The sequence below is a fragment of the Streptomyces sp. NPDC058051 genome (genome assembly GCF_042885475.1).
GTDB lineage: Bacteria > Actinomycetota > Actinomycetes > Streptomycetales > Streptomycetaceae > Streptomyces.
In genome coordinates this window covers 14026-29513 of record NZ_JBHVRW010000002.1, presented here as the reverse complement: position 1 = coordinate 29513, position 15488 = coordinate 14026, and the positions used below count along the sequence as shown (strand labels likewise).

The 15488-nt window shown below is 70.0% G+C and carries 14 protein-coding genes; 1 reads left to right on the top strand and 13 read right to left on the bottom strand.

Annotated features, from left to right (window positions below; all coding sequences use genetic code 11):
• Positions 1 to 83: 83 nt before the first annotated feature.
• From fxsBH to ACFVUT_RS03665, 3 genes are all read right to left on the bottom strand, one after another.
• Complete coding sequence (gene fxsBH, locus ACFVUT_RS03675) at positions 84 to 2318, bottom strand: radical SAM/SPASM protein FxsBH, inactivated beta-hydroxylase extension form (protein ID WP_389654987.1); 2235 nt, start codon at positions 2316 to 2318, stop codon at positions 84 to 86.
• A 30-nt stretch (positions 2319 to 2348) separates the two neighbouring features.
• On the bottom strand, positions 2349 to 2516 hold the full coding sequence (fxsA, locus tag ACFVUT_RS03670) for an FxSxx-COOH cyclophane-containing RiPP peptide (RefSeq protein ID WP_389654985.1): 168 nt from the start codon (positions 2514 to 2516) through the stop codon (positions 2349 to 2351).
• Between the two features lie 283 nt (positions 2517 to 2799).
• Entirely contained in the window at positions 2800 to 3513 is a 714-nt protein-coding gene (locus ACFVUT_RS03665) for a hypothetical protein (RefSeq protein ID WP_389654983.1), read from the bottom strand.
• Positions 3514 to 3745: 232 nt separating this feature from the next.
• Between ACFVUT_RS03665 and ACFVUT_RS03660 the strand changes: the two genes are divergently transcribed.
• Positions 3746 to 4672: a DUF4231 domain-containing protein gene (locus tag ACFVUT_RS03660; RefSeq protein WP_389654981.1), complete on the top strand. Its 927-nt coding sequence runs from the start codon at positions 3746 to 3748 to the stop codon at positions 4670 to 4672.
• 138 nt (positions 4673 to 4810) lie between these two features.
• Here the strand turns inward: ACFVUT_RS03660 and ACFVUT_RS03655 are convergent, their stop codons facing one another.
• From ACFVUT_RS03655 to ACFVUT_RS03610, 10 genes are all read right to left on the bottom strand, one after another.
• The gene (locus ACFVUT_RS03655; protein WP_389654979.1) at positions 4811 to 5290 is read right to left on the bottom strand and encodes a hypothetical protein; all 480 of its coding nucleotides are present in this window, start codon (positions 5288 to 5290) and stop codon (positions 4811 to 4813) included.
• A gap of 213 nt (positions 5291 to 5503) precedes the next feature.
• The gene (locus ACFVUT_RS03650) at positions 5504 to 6403 is read right to left on the bottom strand and encodes a S1 family peptidase (RefSeq protein WP_389654977.1); all 900 of its coding nucleotides are present in this window, start codon (positions 6401 to 6403) and stop codon (positions 5504 to 5506) included.
• 245 nt (positions 6404 to 6648) lie between these two features.
• Positions 6649 to 7464, bottom strand: coding sequence for a DUF1684 domain-containing protein (locus ACFVUT_RS03645; RefSeq protein WP_389654975.1), 816 nt, complete (start codon positions 7462 to 7464; stop codon positions 6649 to 6651).
• A gap of 4 nt (positions 7465 to 7468) precedes the next feature.
• Entirely contained in the window at positions 7469 to 8809 is a 1341-nt protein-coding gene (locus ACFVUT_RS03640) for an NtaA/DmoA family FMN-dependent monooxygenase (protein WP_389654973.1), read from the bottom strand.
• A complete protein-coding gene (locus ACFVUT_RS03635; RefSeq protein WP_389654971.1) occupies positions 8806 to 9873 on the bottom strand; it encodes an LLM class flavin-dependent oxidoreductase in 1068 nt (355 codons plus the stop codon). The genes ACFVUT_RS03640 and ACFVUT_RS03635 overlap by 4 nt, the downstream gene beginning before the upstream one ends.
• 20 nt (positions 9874 to 9893) lie before the next feature.
• Positions 9894 to 10868 (bottom strand): ABC transporter substrate-binding protein, encoded by a 975-nt coding sequence (locus ACFVUT_RS03630; protein ID WP_389654969.1) that lies wholly within the window; start codon positions 10866 to 10868, stop codon positions 9894 to 9896.
• A 32-nt stretch (positions 10869 to 10900) separates the two neighbouring features.
• Entirely contained in the window at positions 10901 to 11653 is a 753-nt protein-coding gene (locus ACFVUT_RS03625; protein ID WP_389655181.1) for an amino acid ABC transporter ATP-binding protein, read from the bottom strand.
• A gap of 26 nt (positions 11654 to 11679) precedes the next feature.
• Complete coding sequence (locus ACFVUT_RS03620) at positions 11680 to 12579, bottom strand: amino acid ABC transporter permease (RefSeq protein ID WP_389654967.1); 900 nt, start codon at positions 12577 to 12579, stop codon at positions 11680 to 11682.
• A 44-nt stretch (positions 12580 to 12623) separates the two neighbouring features.
• Complete coding sequence (locus tag ACFVUT_RS03615) at positions 12624 to 14480, bottom strand: FAD/NAD(P)-binding protein (RefSeq protein WP_389654966.1); 1857 nt, start codon at positions 14478 to 14480, stop codon at positions 12624 to 12626.
• Positions 14477 to 15343: an amino acid ABC transporter permease gene (locus ACFVUT_RS03610; RefSeq protein WP_389654964.1), complete on the bottom strand. Its 867-nt coding sequence runs from the start codon at positions 15341 to 15343 to the stop codon at positions 14477 to 14479. Before ACFVUT_RS03610 ends, ACFVUT_RS03615 begins: the two co-directional genes overlap by 4 nt.
• Between the last annotated feature and the right edge of the window lie 145 nt (positions 15344 to 15488).

Genomic DNA, 15488 nt, shown 5'->3' with positions numbered 1-15488 from the left:
CTCTTGATCGAATTCGATCTACGGCCGTTCCTCCCGGTTGTCCTCTGCGTACGAGCGGCGCCGACTAAACCGGAATGCGAGCTTCAGATCTCTTTTCGCATCAGATCAAGCAGTTGTTTTCCACTGACGGTCAGTTCGGCGGCGCCCTCCAGCGTATCGAGGGCCTGCGACACGCCCTCCAGATAGCGCGGCTCGAAAACCCCCAACGCCATCCGCTCGTAGGTCTCGGCCAGCAGCCGAGAAAACGGAACCGATTCGTCCCACCAGGGCATCCGATGTTCCCAGGAGCCGTCTCCCGCGTAAAGATCCGTGACATCGCGAAGCGCCCGCAATTCGGCCCGCCGGAAGCCCCGCAGCAGCGCGAACGCCAGCTCCTGCGCGCTGCCGTCGGCGGCGATCCCCAACGCCCCGTATCCGTGCCGCCCGACGGCGGGCTCCGACGGCGCCAGGCCGGTCAGCGGTGTGAGGGTGGTGAGGCAGCCGGCCATCTCCCCGGTACGCCCGGGAGCCTTCGCCTCGATCAGTGTCCAGGCCTCACCGATCCTGGCCTCCAGGTCGGCGGCGGCCCGGTCGTCGAGGGCGCCCGCGGCGGGCACGGGGAAGCAGTCCCGGTACGGGTCCAGGTCGTCGAGCACCAGGCCGGACGCCGAGCCGGGCGTCGCGAGCCGGCGCAGCGGCCGCCAGCCGGGACCGGCCGCCTCCGGCCGTACGACCCGCAGCTCGGCCAGGTCGCCCTCTTCCCGCCGGACCAGGAATCCGTCCTCGGTGGCCCGCACCGTGGCCGTGCCGTGCGCCCGGGTGTCCGCGATCCGCAGCTCGCCGAGGCCGGGCAGGAAGATCCTGCCGTCCGAGAACGTCACCCGGACGGGCAGATCGAGGCCGGCGCGTACGGCAGCGGCGGCGAGGTACGCCGGCATCCGACGCGCCACCCGCGCCGCCCCGGGCGGCTCGTGGACCAGCTGCAGCGCATGGAGCAGCCAGCTGCGGGTGTAGGGCCGGGCCAGCACCTCGTCCAGACCGCGGGCCCCTTCCGCGGACTCCTCGATGGTTCCGGCCAGCTCCCAGGCGGCCTCCCACGGCTCGCCGCCGTGCCGTCCGATGTCGGCGTTCAGCCGGGCGAGCAGGGTACGGGTGAGGTCGAGCTGGGCGGCCAGCAGTTCGGCCGGCCCCGTCACCGCGGGGGCGACGAGGGCCGCCGCCGTACGCGCCTCGACGCCGCGCACCAGGGCTTCGAGGTCGGCGCAGTACACGGACGGGTTGTCGAACGCGCCGGACGGCCCCGTGGAGCGGTACCGGTGGGTGTAGAGGCCACCACCGCACGAACGTACGACCGGGCATTGGCGGCAGGTCTCGCTGACGCCGGCCAGTCCGAGTTGGCGGGCCTGCATCCCGGGGTGGGCCGCGACCTCGTCGAAGGTGTGGGTGAAGACGTCGAATCCGGTGGCCGCCGCGCCTTCGTAGGCACTCTTGAGCGAGTCGACCTGTTCCAACTGGCCGTCGGTCTCGACGACGACGAGGTCGGTGGGCGCGAGCCCCAGGGACTCCGTGAGGCTGGGGCCGCCGCTCAGGGTGGACAGCACCGAGGAGAAGAGCCGTACCGGCACCGGGCGCCCCTGCTCCTGCCAGCGGTCGAAGACCGCGAGGAGCCAGTCGGCGTAGGCGGTGGGTGATCCGTCCGGGCGGGGCGGAGGCTCGTCCCACGTGGCATGCGGAAGCAGGAAGTCGATGAGCGGCGGGTCGAGCTCGGTGAGCGCGTCGAGGACCGCACGCGGGTCGTTCCGGATGTCGACGGTGCACAGGAGGCCGAGGTAGAGATGGCGGTAGCGCTCCTGCCGTAACAGCTCGACGGCCTTGAGGACCAGTGGGTGGCTGCTGCGCCCGTCGGCGTAGCGGCGGTGCCGGTCGTTGGCGGCCCGGTCGCCGTCGAGGGAGATGCCGACCCTGACGCCGAACTCGTCGAAGAGATCGAGATAGCGGGGGCTGAGCTGCAGGCCGTTGGTATGGATGCGCAGGTCCAGATCGGCGATGCCGCTGAACGCCGACGTCAGCTCTTCGCAGACGCGCCGCAGCCGGGCGGGGCCGGCCAGTAGGGGCTCCCCTCCGTGCAGGATCACTGACACGGAGGGCAACGCATGCGTTGCGGCATGCTCGGCCAGGCGCTGAGCTGTCTGGAAGATGACGTCGTCAGAGATCGTTTTCGGGCGGGTACGCCAGCTCTGATCTGCATGTTCGTAGACGTAGCAATGATCGCAGGCAAGATCGCACCTGCTGTGCACTTTGAGCACAATTTCGCGGAATGGGACCAGGGGTCCTGTCATTCCCTCAGTCTAGCCAGCATGCAACGCGAATCAGAGCGCAGAACTGAAGGTCGACGCCTGGGTGTGGCGGTCGGTCGCGGCCGAGAACACTCGGCCGAGCTTCCTGGTGGCTTCTGCACCACGAGTTTCGATCTTGGAGAGCGGCACAGGGCCATTCTTCGCAACAGCGAAGGCGCGAGGGGATTCAGAGGTCTTCATGGCCGTCCTTGATGGAGAGTGTTCCGGATCTTGAGGAAAGCAGCCAGTTTCTGTACGACCACAGTGCCTGGCGGCATGACTTTACTCCCCTGAACCGGCTATGCAACTGCGGAGATCTACTCGTCACACGAGTGGCACACAGGACTTTTCCCGCCGTTCGGACGGAACCCCCACTTCCTCCCGCGAGTGACGGAGAATCACTGGTGGGGCCGGTGATCGAGGGACAGGGCCGACACCTCCGCCGCCGCCTTCCGACGGCGTCGCGCGGCATACGGCGGAGGAGTCAGCCCGCCGGGGCGGCCCGGTCCGTCCACACGCCCTTCAGGCAGTCCATGGTCCGCTCATGGGTGTCACCCACGACGTCCGTGACCCTGGCGCGCACGTAGAGCGACTGGACCCGTTCGACGAAGGTCTCGGAGAACGCGCCGACCAGCACCGTGTCATGACCGCCCGTACCGCCCACCAGGGGAAAGCCCGGGCCGAACCCGATGAGCCGGAAGTCCTCGCCGATGACCAGTCCGGCCTCGGCCAGTTCGGCCACCGCGGCCGGGACACTGCTCCACGACGCGTGGGCGGATTCCTTCGCGCCCTTCATGACCACCCGGATGTCCCATGAATCGATCACGGCCATGTGCTGGCCGCCGTTGAGTATTCCGACGCGCCAGGCAGGCACGTCCGGCGTCAGATGCCCCTTCGTCCAGGAACCCCGCCAGCCCAGGTACGGCCTCACCGTGCGGGCGTACTGCGCCCGGGCCAGCACGGCCCCCATCGAGACCGCCAGCAGGCTTCCCAGCACCTGCGCGTCGAGCAACTGCAGGCGCCACGGCCACTCGGTCCGCCCCTGGCCCGTCACGTTGGCCCGGATCGCCTCCCAGACGAGGACCACGATCAGCAGACCGAGGAGTACGAGCGGCGTGGTGAACAGCAAGGGGTTGCGCCGGATCCGCCGCTGCGTGTCGGACAGTGCGACCGTGTTCCCCTGGTCCTCTTCGCTCATCCCCGCCCCCGTCAGGTGGTCACCAAAAGAAGTACAGAAAGCAACCTGCCGCGTACTGTGGGCAGTTGGACAAGATTCTCACAGCGAACCGGATCGCACGAGGGGGTCCGCCCGGGACCGAAAAGTGCCGCTGCCGCCCAGGCTCCATTGCCTGCCCGACAGCGCACCTCTACGCTCGGGCCCCCGTTCGACTCACCCATGGGCATGCCCACAACCGCAGACGGGAGTGAACATGACGGCGATTCCCGGACCGCTGCAGAGCATGGTGTTCAGGAACGCCGACCTGCCGGCGCTCTTCCACCACACGGACGCGATCGCCATCGCGCGCCAGCGGGAGGCCGTGAACACCACCCGTTTCCAGCTGATTCTCCTGGTCGTGGGGTCGCTGCCGGCTGCCGTGCCCTGGCACGCGAGGATGGGTGACACGTTCCAACTCGCGGATTTCCTCGGCGTGTTGGCCTACCTCGGGGTTCTGGTCACGACGTACCTCACCGCCCGGCGCAAAGCAAAGTCGCAATGGCAACTCAACCGCTCGGCGGCCGAGTTCATCAAGTCGATGTGCTGGCGCTACTCGGTGCATGGCGCACCGTTCGACACCTCCGCCCAGCACCCCGAGGCGGTGTTCGCGAATCGTCTCGAAGAGGGCCTTCAGGAGCTCCGGAAGGTGGGGTGGGCCGACCCCCGCGACCTGACGGCGGATTCCGGCGGGCTGATAACGGAGTCCATGCACGAGTTGCGGAACAAGGCGTTCACCGTGCGCAAGGAGACGTATGTCCGGGACCGGCTGATAGAGCAGCGCAGTTGGTACCGCAGGCGCCAGGAGGTGTCCCGGCGGGCCACGCTCGTCTGGTCGACCACCATTGCCTTCCTGACGGCGCTCGCCCTGGTGTTCGCGTTGCTGCGGACGTTCTCCGTCACCCAGTCCTTCGCCCTGACCGGGGTGCTGTCGGCCGCGGCGGCGGCCTGCCTGGCATGGAACGAGATGCGCCGCCACCAACCGCTGATCTCGGCGCACTCGCTGGTGGAGCAGGACCTGGAGTCGATGCAGGTCGCGATGGAGACGACGCTGACGGAGCGTCAGTGGCCGCGGGCGGTCTTCGAGACCGAGCGGATCGTCTCCCCCCAGCACACCGACTGGCTGGCCCGGCACCAGACATGACGTGACGTCAGTCGGTTCCGTGACACGGTCGCACACGACGGCCGAGGGAGGCCCGGGTGCGCTCCAGGCGGTCGCGCACGACGGCCGAGGAAGGCCCGGGCGCCCTCCACGCCGTCGTCCGCGACCGCCGAGGAGATGTCAGGCGCGCTCCACGCCCTCGCGCCAGATCACGGTGACCGGGCGGCCCAGGCTACGGGCGTAGGTCACGATGTCACCCGTGCCGCCGAAGCCGCGGGCCGGTTTTCCGTCCCACACGGCGAGCAGCCGGTCGCAGTGGTCGGCGATGTAGGCGCCCGCCGCGTAGTACGCCTCGTCGGTGGAGTGCGGGTAGTCGAGCCGGACCTCCCGGACCGCCCGGTTCTTGAGGGCCCGGTAGCGGGCGAGTTCGGCCGCGTCGGCGAAGCAGGATTCGTAGTCGCCGCTGGGGATGACCACGGTCAGATCGGCGCCGTGGGCCAGGGCGAGGTCGGCGAAGAGCTGGTCCGCCCCCACCGCCAGACTGGAGAGGGCCTCCAGGGAGCCTTCCACGCCGCAGAGCGCGGCCCGCAGCCCGGCCAGCACGTGGGCACGGGCCTCCTGCGGAATGCTGCGATGGCCGGTCACTCCGATGCGATTCACGGATCTGGAACCCCCTGATGTGTCTGCCGGGGGTTCCAGGAGGGCATCCCTCCGAAAGGCACAGCGTCCGCCCCCCGTTTGTTCCTGCCTGACCGGCCTGCCCCACATCCTCTCAAAAGGTGCGGGGTGAACGGGAGCCCCCACCCAGGATTCGGGTGAGGGCTCCGTCTCGGCCGACCATGGGTCCGGGGTCCGGACCGGGGCGGCGGAGCGTCAGTAGATGCTGACCCCGTACGCGCTGAGCGCCTCGGTGACCGGCTGGAAGTACGTCGTCCCACCGGAGGTGCAGTCGCCGCTGCCGCCCGAGGTGAGGCCGATCGCCAGGGAGCCGGAGTAGAGCGGACCGCCGGAGTCGCCGGGCTCCGCGCACACGTTCGTCTTGATCATGCCGTAGACGATCTCCCCGTTGCCGTAGTTGACCGTGGCGTTGAGACCGGTGACCGACCCGCTGTGGATGCCCGTGGTGGACCCTCGGCGGGTGACGGACATGCCGACCGTGGCGTTGGCCGCTCCGGTGATGTCGACGCTGCCGACGGTGCCCGGGTGGGCGAGCGCGGTGTTGGAGTAGCGCACCAGGCCGTAGTCGTTGGTCGGGAAGCTGGACCCCACCGTCGGACCGATGCTGGTCGAGTTGGAGGAGTTGGTGTACCAGGGCGGGTTGCCGTCGGTGCAGTGACCGGCCGTCAGGAAGTAGTAGGTGCTTCCGCTCTGGACGTTGAAGCCGAGGGAGCAGCGCCAGCCGGGGGCGTAGATCGCGTCACCGCCGGCGAGCAGCTTGCTGAACGTGCCGGAGGTGCGCTCGATCCGCAGAGCGCCCGCGTTGGCTCCGACGGACTCCTTGATCTGCTTGATCTCGGCCTGCGAGACCGTGCTGTCCGCGGTGACCACGAGGGAGCCGGTCGCCGGGTCGATGTTCCAGGCGGTGCCCGCCACGTCGGCGCTGAGCACGGCGTCGCTCGCGGCGGCGAGCTGGTTGGCACTGAAAGTGGTGGTGGTGTGGGCCTGGGCGGAGGGGACGGCGAGTGCGGCGACGGCGACAAGGCCTGCGGCGATGGCGACAGCCCTGGTGCGTCTCGCGGTGCCGCTGCGGGGGGTGGTGCGCTTGATCCTCACTTGTCATTCCTCCCGAGGGGAAGTCGGGGGCCCGCCCGTGGGGTGGTCGGACCCGTGAGGCGCAGTCGTTCGCACGGCACACCCAAGGGGAATGCCGTGTTCCTGACAAGCGCTGCTCGGGAGTATTCAAGGCGTGAACTTCCGGCGCAAGAGGGCCTTCTGACCCGGACCCGGCGCACGGCAGGGGGCGGCTCCGGCGGCACGGGGCCGCCGGAGCCGTTGTCCCGGGACGTCGTGGCGGTGCGTCAGCCGTCGACGCGACTGCGCTCCCCCGCCTCGACGGCGAGGGAAAGGGTGTTGCCGGGCGGCGGGAAAGGACAGATGAAATGGTCCGCGAAGGCACAGGGCGGCAGCAGCGCACGGTTGAGGTCGACCGTCACGCCGCCGTCCCCGGCCGGGGCCGCGGGCCGCAGGAACCGGAAGCGGTAACTGCTGCTTCCGCTGGTCGCGTCCGCGAAGACCGCCCAGAGCGAGCCATCGGGCTCGACCGCGACCTGAAGCGTGTGCTCCCTGCCGTCGGCCTCGAAGGCGACCTCACCGGCGAGCCCGAGGCCGCGCTCGACCCCGTCGGCGTTCTCGACCCGGACGGTACGGGCGCTCTCGTACGGGCGGAAGATGCCCGGCAGCACCCAGCGGGCGTCGTACGGGGTGGCCTCGATCGCCCGGAAGGCGCGCCGCGCCGCGGAGTCGGGGTCGAAGTCCCGGACGGCCCAGAGTCCTTCGCGGCTCAGCACGACCAGTCGCCGCTCGCCGTGGGCGACGCGGGACTCGTCGATCGGGCCGCGGTCGGCGGTGAGGCGGACCTGGCCGGTGAAGGGCTTGCCGTCGACGGTCAGGCCGTCGTCGGCGACGGCGGTGAGCACCAGCTCCCCGCCGTCCTCCCGCCACTGCCCCGGCACCCCGGGGAGGCGGCCCTCCGGGTGGTCGGCGAGCCAGTGGGTGCCGGTGAGGGAGAGCGGTCCGTACGGGGCGGCGACCGTGGCGGTGCGCTCCTCGTGCCAGTGCTTCCAGTCCTGTGCCGCCTGTCCGGAATCGTGCGGCTGATGTGCGTCCTTGCTCATGCGGTCAACCCTTCCACACGGGCTCGGCGAGCCCGAGGTGCGACCGCAGCGTGGAACCGGTGTACGCGGAGCGGAACACACCGCGCTCCCGGAGAAGCGGAACGACCCGGTCGACGAAGTCGTCCAGACCGCCCGGAGTGAGATGCGGAACGAGGATGAATCCGTCGGCGGCGTCGGCCGCGACGAACTCCGCCATCCGCGCCGCGACCGTCCGCGGGCTGCCGATGAAGGACTGCCGCCCGGTCGTCTCGATGACGGTCTGCCGGATCGACAGCCCCTTCTCCTTCGACAGCGCACGCCAGCGGGCCGCGACCTCGAACGGGTCGCCGCGCCTGACCCGGCCCTGGGCCAGTGCGGACCCGGGGTCCGGATCGATCTCGGGAAGCGGTCCGTCGGGGTCGTACGAGGAGAGGTCACGGCCCCAGATCTGTTCCAGGGCCAGCAGCGCGTTCTGCGGGGAGACCTGGCGGCGACGGATCTCGGCCGCCCGCTCCTGGGCCTCGGCGTCGCTGTCGCCGAGCACGTAGGTGACCCCGGGCATGATCTTCAGTTCGTCGGGTTGCCGGCCGTACTTCGCCAGCCGCGCCTTGACGTCGGCGTAGAAGGTGCGGCCGGCCTCCAGGGTGCCGTGCCGGGTGAAGACGACATCGGCGGCGGACGCGGCGAACTCGCGTCCCTCCGGGGAGTCCCCTGCCTGGATGACGACCGGATGGCCCTGCGGGGAACGCGGGACGGTGAACTCCCCCTCGACGGCGAAGTGCTGCCCGTGGTGCGCGAACGGGCGCGAGGTGCCGTCCGGGGTCCAGGTGTCCCACAGTTCACGGGCGGTGGCGACGAACTCGGCCGCCCGGGCATAGGGGGTTCCCTCCGTTCCGGCGGCCCCGGAGCCCCGGGCGAGGTCGGCCCGGTCGAGATAGCCGCCACGCCGGAAGTTCTCCCCGGTGAAGGCGTCCGGGGAGGTCACCGCGTTCCAGGCGGCCCGGCCGTTGCTGAGGTGGTCGAGGGTGGCGAGGCGACGGGCCAGTTCGTACGGTTCGTTGAACGTGGTGTTGACGGTCGCGGCGAGACCCAGCCGGTCGGTCACGGCCGCCAGCGCGGCCAGCACGGTGAGGGATTCCGGGCGGCCGACCACGTCCAGGTCGTGGACCCGGCCCTTGTGCTCGCGCAGCCGCAACCCCTCGGCGAGGAAGAAGAAGTCGAACGTGCCGCGTTCCGCCGTGCGGGCGAGGTGCTCGAAGGAGGAGAAGTCGATCTGGCTCCCGGAGCGCGGATCCGCCCAGACGGTCGTGTTGTTCACACCCGGGAAGTGGGCGGCGAGGTGCATCTGCCTGGTCGGGGTGCTCATGCGCGTCCTCCTTCGAGGGCGTACCGGTTGGCGGGGCGGGCCAGCCCCAGGTGCTCGCGGAGGGTTCCCCCGGGGTAGAAGGTGCGGAACAGGCTGCGGTGCTGAAGCAGGGTCACGGTGCCGTTGACGATCCGTTCGAGGTCGCGCTCGGGGGTGATGGGCGTGAGGTGGAAACCGTCCACCGCTCCCCCGCGGTGCCACTGGGTGATCAGTTCGGCGAGGTCGACCGGACCACCCCGGTAGTAGGAGCCGCCGGCGGCGAGCGGGGGTCCGCTCTCCAGTCCGGGCTCCGGCGCGGTCTCGGCGTCGCCGAGGTCGACGGTGAGCGCGAGCAGCACCCGCAGGGTGTCGGGGTCGCGTCCGTACGCGGCGGCGCGCCGCCGCAGATCGGAGCGGATCGCGGCGGCGCGCTCGGGAGCGGTGGCCCGTACGAGGACGACATCGGCATGGCGGGCCGCGATCTCTCCGGCCGGGCCGCTCGTGCCGTCGACGACGGTGACCGGGTGTCCCTGCGGAGGCCGGGGCACGATGGCCGGGCCGCGGACCGAGAAGGAGGCGCCCTCGAAGTCGACGTAGTGCAGCTTGTCGCGGTCGATGAAGCGCCCGGTGGCGACGTCCCGGATCTCGGCGTCGTCCTCCCAGCTGTCCCAGAGCCGGGCACCCACGTCGGCGGCCTCACCGGCCTCGCGCCACAGCTCCTCGGCGGGCGCGGCCGGACGCCGGCCGAAGAGCCGGGCCTCGGCCTCGGTCGTCGACACGTCGACGTGCCAGCCCGCCCGGCCCCGGCTCACCCAGTCCAGGGTGGCCACGGCGGACGACACATGGAACGGCTCGGTGTGGGTGGTGGTGACGGTGGGCACCAGACCGATCCGGTCGGTGGCCGGCGCGACCCGGGAGAGCACGGCGAGCGCGTCGAGTCCCGGCCGGGCGAAGGAGTCGCCGAGCGTGACGAAGTCGAGGGCGCCGCGCTCGGCGAGCCTGGCGAGGCCGATGTAGTGCGCGGCGTCGTAGCGGGGTGGACCGCCGATCCCGGCGGCCAGGTGAAGCGGTGCGGTCGAAGGCATGGGGGTGACCTCTCGGAACTTCAGTTCTTGGGCTTGGGCAGGCCGGGCGGGTTGATCTCGGACTTCGCGACCGCCTCGCCGGAGAGCCCCCAGCGCTTCAGCACCTTGGCGTACGAACCGTCCTGCACGATGTGGTCGATGGCAGCCGCGTACGCCTCGACCAGGCCGCTGTCCTTCTTCGTGGTGGCGGCGATCTTGCCCTGGAGCCCGTCGCCCGCACCCGACAGCGCGCCGACGATCTCGGACTGGCCGGCCGATGCGACGTGGTAGTTGGCGGACGGGCTGGGGCCGAGGTAGGCGTCGATACGGCCGGACTGGAGGGCCAGGTAGTAGTCGGTGTCCTTCTGGAAGTACTTGATGTCCACCGGCTTGCGCCCGGCCTTGACGTTCTGCTCGCTCCAGTCGACGAGGATCTTCTCCTGGTTGGTTCCGGACGCGACGGCGATCGTCTTCCCCGCCACGTCCTTCGGCTCCTTCACCGTCCAGCCGGAGCCCTTCTTGGCCTCGAAGGCGATGTTGTCGAGCCGGTAGGTCGCGAAGTCGTACTTCTCCTTGCGCTCCTCGGTGACGGTGACGTTCGAGAGCACTCCGTCGAACTTGGAGCTGTCGAGGCCGACGAAGAGGTTCTCCCAGGAGACCTCCTCGAAGCGGGGCTTCAGGCCGAGCGTGTCGGCGATCAGGGTCGCTATGTCGATCTCCGAGCCGATCCGGGTCTTGTCGTCGGTGGCGTAGAAGCCCAGCGGTGGCGAGGCATCGGCGCTCGCGCCCAGCCGCAGCGTGCCCCGTTCACGAATGGCCTCGGGCACCTCGGCCGCGATGGCGTCGACCTTCGTACCTCTGATCCGGTGCTGGTCGGGGCCGATATTGATGCCGGTGCCCTGCTGCCCCTTGGGCTTCACCTCATTGGTGGCGGAGTCACCGGCACCGCAGGCCGTGAGCAGTCCTGCGGCGGCGAGGGTGGCGAGCGCGGCGGAAAGGGTGCGGCGGACGGACACGTGCGTACTCCTCGAAGAGAACATGGGCGGGGTCACAGAACCTTGGAGAGAAAGGCGCGGGTGCGCTCGTGCTGCGGATCGTCGAGCACGTCGCCGGGGGCGCCCTGTTCGACGATCCGTCCCTCGTCCATGAAGACGACGGTGTCGGCGACCTCGCGGGCGAAGCCGATCTCGTGCGTGACGACGATCATCGTGGTGCCCTGAAGCGCCAAGTCCTTGATGACGTCGAGGACTTCACCGACCAGCTCGGGGTCGAGTGCCGAGGTCGGCTCGTCGAAGAGCAGCAGCTTCGGTTCCAGGGCCAGCGCGCGGGCGATGGCGACGCGCTGCTGCTGCCCGCCGGAGAGCTGTCTGGGGTACGCCCCCGCCTTGTCGGCCAGCCCGACCCGTGCGAGGAGTTTCTCCCCGGTGGCGACGGCCTCCTTCTTCGGGCGGCCCAGCGCGGAGACCGGGGCCTCGATGATGTTCTCCAGCACGGTGAGGTGGGGGAAGAGATGGAAGTTCTGGAAGACGAAGCCGATCCGGGTGCGCTGCCGCAGGACCTCGCGTTCGCGCAGTTCGTACAGCTTGTTGCCGTCCCTGCGGTAGCCGACGAGGGTGCCGTCGACACTGATCCAGCCGTTGTCGACCTTCTCCAGGTGATTGATGGTGCGCAGGAGCGTGGACTTGCCGGAACCGGAGGGGCCGAGGACGACGGTCACCTCTCCGGTGCGCACGGACAGGTCGATGCCGCGCAGCACTTCGAGGCTGCCGAAGCTCTTGTGGACGGAACGGATCTCGACCATGGCGTCCGTGGATCCGGTGGTGGTGCTCATCGCGTGGCCCCCTTGGCGTAGTGACGTTCGACGTAGTGCTGGAGGACGGAGAGCACGGTGGTCAGGAGGATGTACCAGACCGTCGCGACCATCAGCAGCGGCACGACCCTGCCGTTGCGTCCGTAGACGACCTGGACCTGGTAGAAGAGTTCGCCGATCGCCATCACGGAGACGATCGAGGTGCCCTTGAAGAGCGAGATGATCTCGTTGGCGGCGTTCGGCAGGATGGAGCGCATCGCCTGGGGGAGCACGATCCGCCGCAGCCGGCGGTGCCGGGGAATCCCGAGCGAGGCGGCGGCCTCCAACTGACCGCTGTCCACGGCCAGTACGCCGCCCCGTACGATCTCCGCCGCGTAGGCGGCCTGGTGCAGGGCCAGTCCGAGTACGGCCGCGCTCATCGCACCGACCAGATGCATCGTGTCGAACGAGAAGAATCCGGGCCCGAACGGGATGCCGAACTGCAACTCCTTGTAGAGATAGGCGAGGTTGAACCAGAAGAGCAGCTGGACGATGAGCGGGATGGAGCGGAACGCCCAGATGTACGCGTAGGCGACCGCGCTGAGGAAGGGGCTGGCCGACAGCCGCATGAAGGCGAGCACGATGCCCAGCGCGAAGCCGAGGACCGTTCCGTAGAAGGTCAGTTGGAGGGTGACCCAGACGGCTTTGAGAACGGTCTCGGCGGTGAAGAACTGGGCGAAGACATCCCATTCCCAGCCGGGGTTGGTGATCAGGCCGTGCAGGAACTGGGCCAGTACGACGGCGGTGGCGGCGACGGCGACCCAGCGCCAGGGATGGCGTGCGGGGACGATGGTCAGCGTGTCATGGCCGGCTTCGGTGGGCGCGCCGGTGGGCGGGGCGGCCGGTGTGCCGAGGGGTGGATCGCTGGTGAGCGACATGCGGAGTCCTTGAGCTGCGGGGATACGACGGTGGGGTGGGGGCGTCAGGCCCTGGCGGAGCCGTCGCTACAGGCGAGGTCCCGGAGGAAGGTGAGCGCCGCGCGCGCGGTGGCGTCGTTCTGCCGGAAGGCCGGGCCGCCGGTGCGCGGACGGGTGAACGCTCCGCCGCTGCGCGCGGTGGTGAACGGGCCGAGTGCGAAACGGCGCGGGTGCGGGCGGCCGTCGCGGCCCAGGATCCGTCCGTCGTCGGGATCGACCGAGAGGAGACCGGTGTCGGTGGCCGCGGCCCCGTCCTCGTACAGCTCCTGGAGCAGCGGGCTGCGGGTGCGTTCCAGTGAGGGGTCCGGCAGCCGGGCCTCGACCAGGGCACGGGCCTCCGTCCGTGCCCCGGGCACGGTGGCGCTGCCGGCCCGGAAGACGCCCCGGCGTTCATCGGTCCCGACGGTCATTCCGGCGCCGAGGAAGCGGACGACACCGGCGCGGGAGAGCGCGAGGAGCTGGTGCAGCCGAGGTCCTGGCGGGCCGGAGGCGAGGTAGCTGAAGAAGCCGTGCCACCAGCCGCCGATGTCACCCAGCCGGATCAACTGCCCGTAGGCGGACAGCAGTCCGAGGAAGACGGCGAGGTCCGGGCTGTGCTCAGGGTCGTGGCGGCGTTCCAGATCGGCGGTGATGTAGCCGCGCAGTCCTTCCTGCAGTGCGTCGTACGACGGGTAGCGCACTCCGTCCAGGGGCCGGTCGAGCGCTTCCAGGTCGAGCCGGTCGGCAGGGTCGGGGACGGCGTCGGACACGAGGGCGCGCAGCTCGGGTCCGGCCGGGTCCGCGGCGGCGTACTTCGCCTCGAAGTCGGGCCAGTCGCCCGTGGTGCGCTCGGGATGGGCGGTGAAGAGCCGGTGGTAGTGGGCGTAGCCGAGCTCCTTGGCGACATGGGGCCACACATCGCGCCGGAAGTCGACCGGCTCGTCCGACTTCAGCAGCGCCTCGGTCCGGTCCGCGGCGAGGAAGCGTGGCAGCGGTGGCCGTTCGCCCTGCCAGGCATAGCCGATCTTGGAGTGGTACGGGACGCCCCGGCGCGATCCGACGTGGAGCACGGGTTCCCTGCCGGACGGCACGTACACGCCGTCCTCGTACCGTCCGCCGCGGCCCTCGGTGAGCAGCACCATCAGATCGACGAAGGCGAGTCCGAAGCCCCGGACTATGACGGGTTCGCCCGCGGGCAGGTCGGTCAGATCGGTGTCCGCGGTGAAGTCGGGCGGCAGGTGGACCAGTCCGTGCCGGGCCGCGAAGTCGGACAACTCGGCTTGTTCGGGCTCGGGTTCGGCGTCGAGGTGACCGATGGTGACGGCGACGAGGTCGGCGGGCAGCGGCTCGTCGCGCCCTTCCAGCCAGACGTGCTGGCGGCCTTCGCGCGGACCGGTGAGGCGCACGGCCCTGCCCCGGTGCCAGTGGACGGTGATGCCTTCCGGGAGCGCGGCCACGGCCTGCTCGTACACCCAGCGCAGATAGACGCTCTGCAGCCGCCTGCTCGGGAAGTCGCTTCCCTTCAACGTCCTTATTTCGGTGAGGAGTTCCGGGGACACTTCGCTCGCGTCCGGGAGTGTGAGGTGTCCGTCGCGGATGTCCGCGGCCCAGGTGTGGAGTGCGGGGCCCGGACGTGTCGGCCCTTCCTGCCGGACCGTGTCGTCGGTGAACATCGTGACGTCCTCGGCCATGGAGTTCATCCAGAGCAGAGGTGACTGGTCGTGCCGCCAGATCCGTCCGCCGCCCGGCGGGTACGGGTCGACGAGGTGGATGTCCAGGGGGCGGCCCCCGTACACGCCGGGGGCGTTGGCGGCGATGCGCTCGATGAGGCCGGTGCCGCGCGGTCCGGCGCCGATGACGACGAGCGCCGGTGTCCGGCTCATCGGGCGTCCGCCGTGCCGCGCGCGTAGTACCGCTCGATGCGGTGCTGGCCGAGGCTGAGCAGCGAGGTGACGAGGGCGTACCAGATGGTGGCGACCAGCAGCAGCGGGATGACCTGGTAGGTGCGGTGGTACACGAGCTGCACCGAGTACAGCAGGTCCTGTACGGCGATGATACTGACGATCGAGGTGCCCTTGAGGGTGCCGATCAGCATGTTCCCGGCGGGCGGGACGATGGAGCGCATCGCCTGCGGCAGTACGATCCGGCGCAGCCGGCGCCAGGGGCCGAGGCCGAGCGACTGGGCGGCCTCGATCTGTCCGCGTTCGACGGAGAGGATGCCGCCGCGGACGACTTCGGCGGCGTACGCGGCCTCGTGGAGGGTGAGTCCGATGACGGCGACCGTGACCGGGCCGAGGAGGTTCACCGTACGAACGCCGAGGATCTCCGGGTAGAGCGCGCCGATGTTGAACCAGAACAGCAGCTGGACCAGGATCGGGGTCGATCTGAAGAGCCAGACGTATCCCCAACTGACCGCTTGCAGAACGCGGTTGCCGGAGAGTCTGAGGACGGCGAGGAGGGTGCCGAGGGCGAATCCGAGCACCATGACCAGTGCGGTGAGCCACAGGGTGAGACCGAGGCCGCGCAGGACGGCGGTGGTGGTGAAGTACTCGGCGACGACATCCCACTGGAACGCTTCGTTGCGGATGACGGAGTTCAGTGCCAGGGCGAGGAGCACCAGGACGACAACGGCCGCCACCCACTGTCCCGTTCGGCGTACGGGCATGATGCGGAGCCGGTCGGCGCCATCGCTCTTCGTGATCGGGGCGGAGGGAGACGGGGGGCGGACATCTGTCTGCGCGGACATGCGAGGGCTCCGTGGATGCAGAGATCGAACACGGGGCGTGCCGTCAGCAGAAACACAACGTGGACCGGGCCCCTCAGCACCGGTCCGCTTCCGAGGTAAGCGCTGTTCGCCGCCCGTTGTCAAGCTTGTCCACACTGTGAGTCAT

Coding starts and splice junctions, on each gene's coding strand:
- ACFVUT_RS03625 (WP_389655181.1), bottom strand. CDS start 11,653: ATGGTCGAGATCCGTTCCGTCCACAAGAGCTTCGGCAGCCTCGAAGTG.
- ACFVUT_RS03620 (WP_389654967.1), bottom strand. CDS start 12,579: ATGTCGCTCACCAGCGATCCACCCCTCGGCACACCGGCCGCCCCGCCC.
- ACFVUT_RS03640 (WP_389654973.1), bottom strand. CDS start 8,809: ATGAGCACCCCGACCAGGCAGATGCACCTCGCCGCCCACTTCCCGGGT.
- ACFVUT_RS03665 (WP_389654983.1), bottom strand. CDS start 3,513: ATGAGCGAAGAGGACCAGGGGAACACGGTCGCACTGTCCGACACGCAG.
- fxsA (WP_389654985.1), bottom strand. CDS start 2,516: ATGAAGACCTCTGAATCCCCTCGCGCCTTCGCTGTTGCGAAGAATGGC.
- ACFVUT_RS03645 (WP_389654975.1), bottom strand. CDS start 7,464: ATGAGCAAGGACGCACATCAGCCGCACGATTCCGGACAGGCGGCACAG.
- ACFVUT_RS03615 (WP_389654966.1), bottom strand. CDS start 14,480: ATGAGCCGGACACCGGCGCTCGTCGTCATCGGCGCCGGACCGCGCGGC.
- ACFVUT_RS03610 (WP_389654964.1), bottom strand. CDS start 15,343: ATGTCCGCGCAGACAGATGTCCGCCCCCCGTCTCCCTCCGCCCCGATC.
- ACFVUT_RS03660 (WP_389654981.1), top strand. CDS start 3,746: ATGACGGCGATTCCCGGACCGCTGCAGAGCATGGTGTTCAGGAACGCC.
- ACFVUT_RS03635 (WP_389654971.1), bottom strand. CDS start 9,873: ATGCCTTCGACCGCACCGCTTCACCTGGCCGCCGGGATCGGCGGTCCA.
- fxsBH (WP_389654987.1), bottom strand. CDS start 2,318: ATGACAGGACCCCTGGTCCCATTCCGCGAAATTGTGCTCAAAGTGCAC.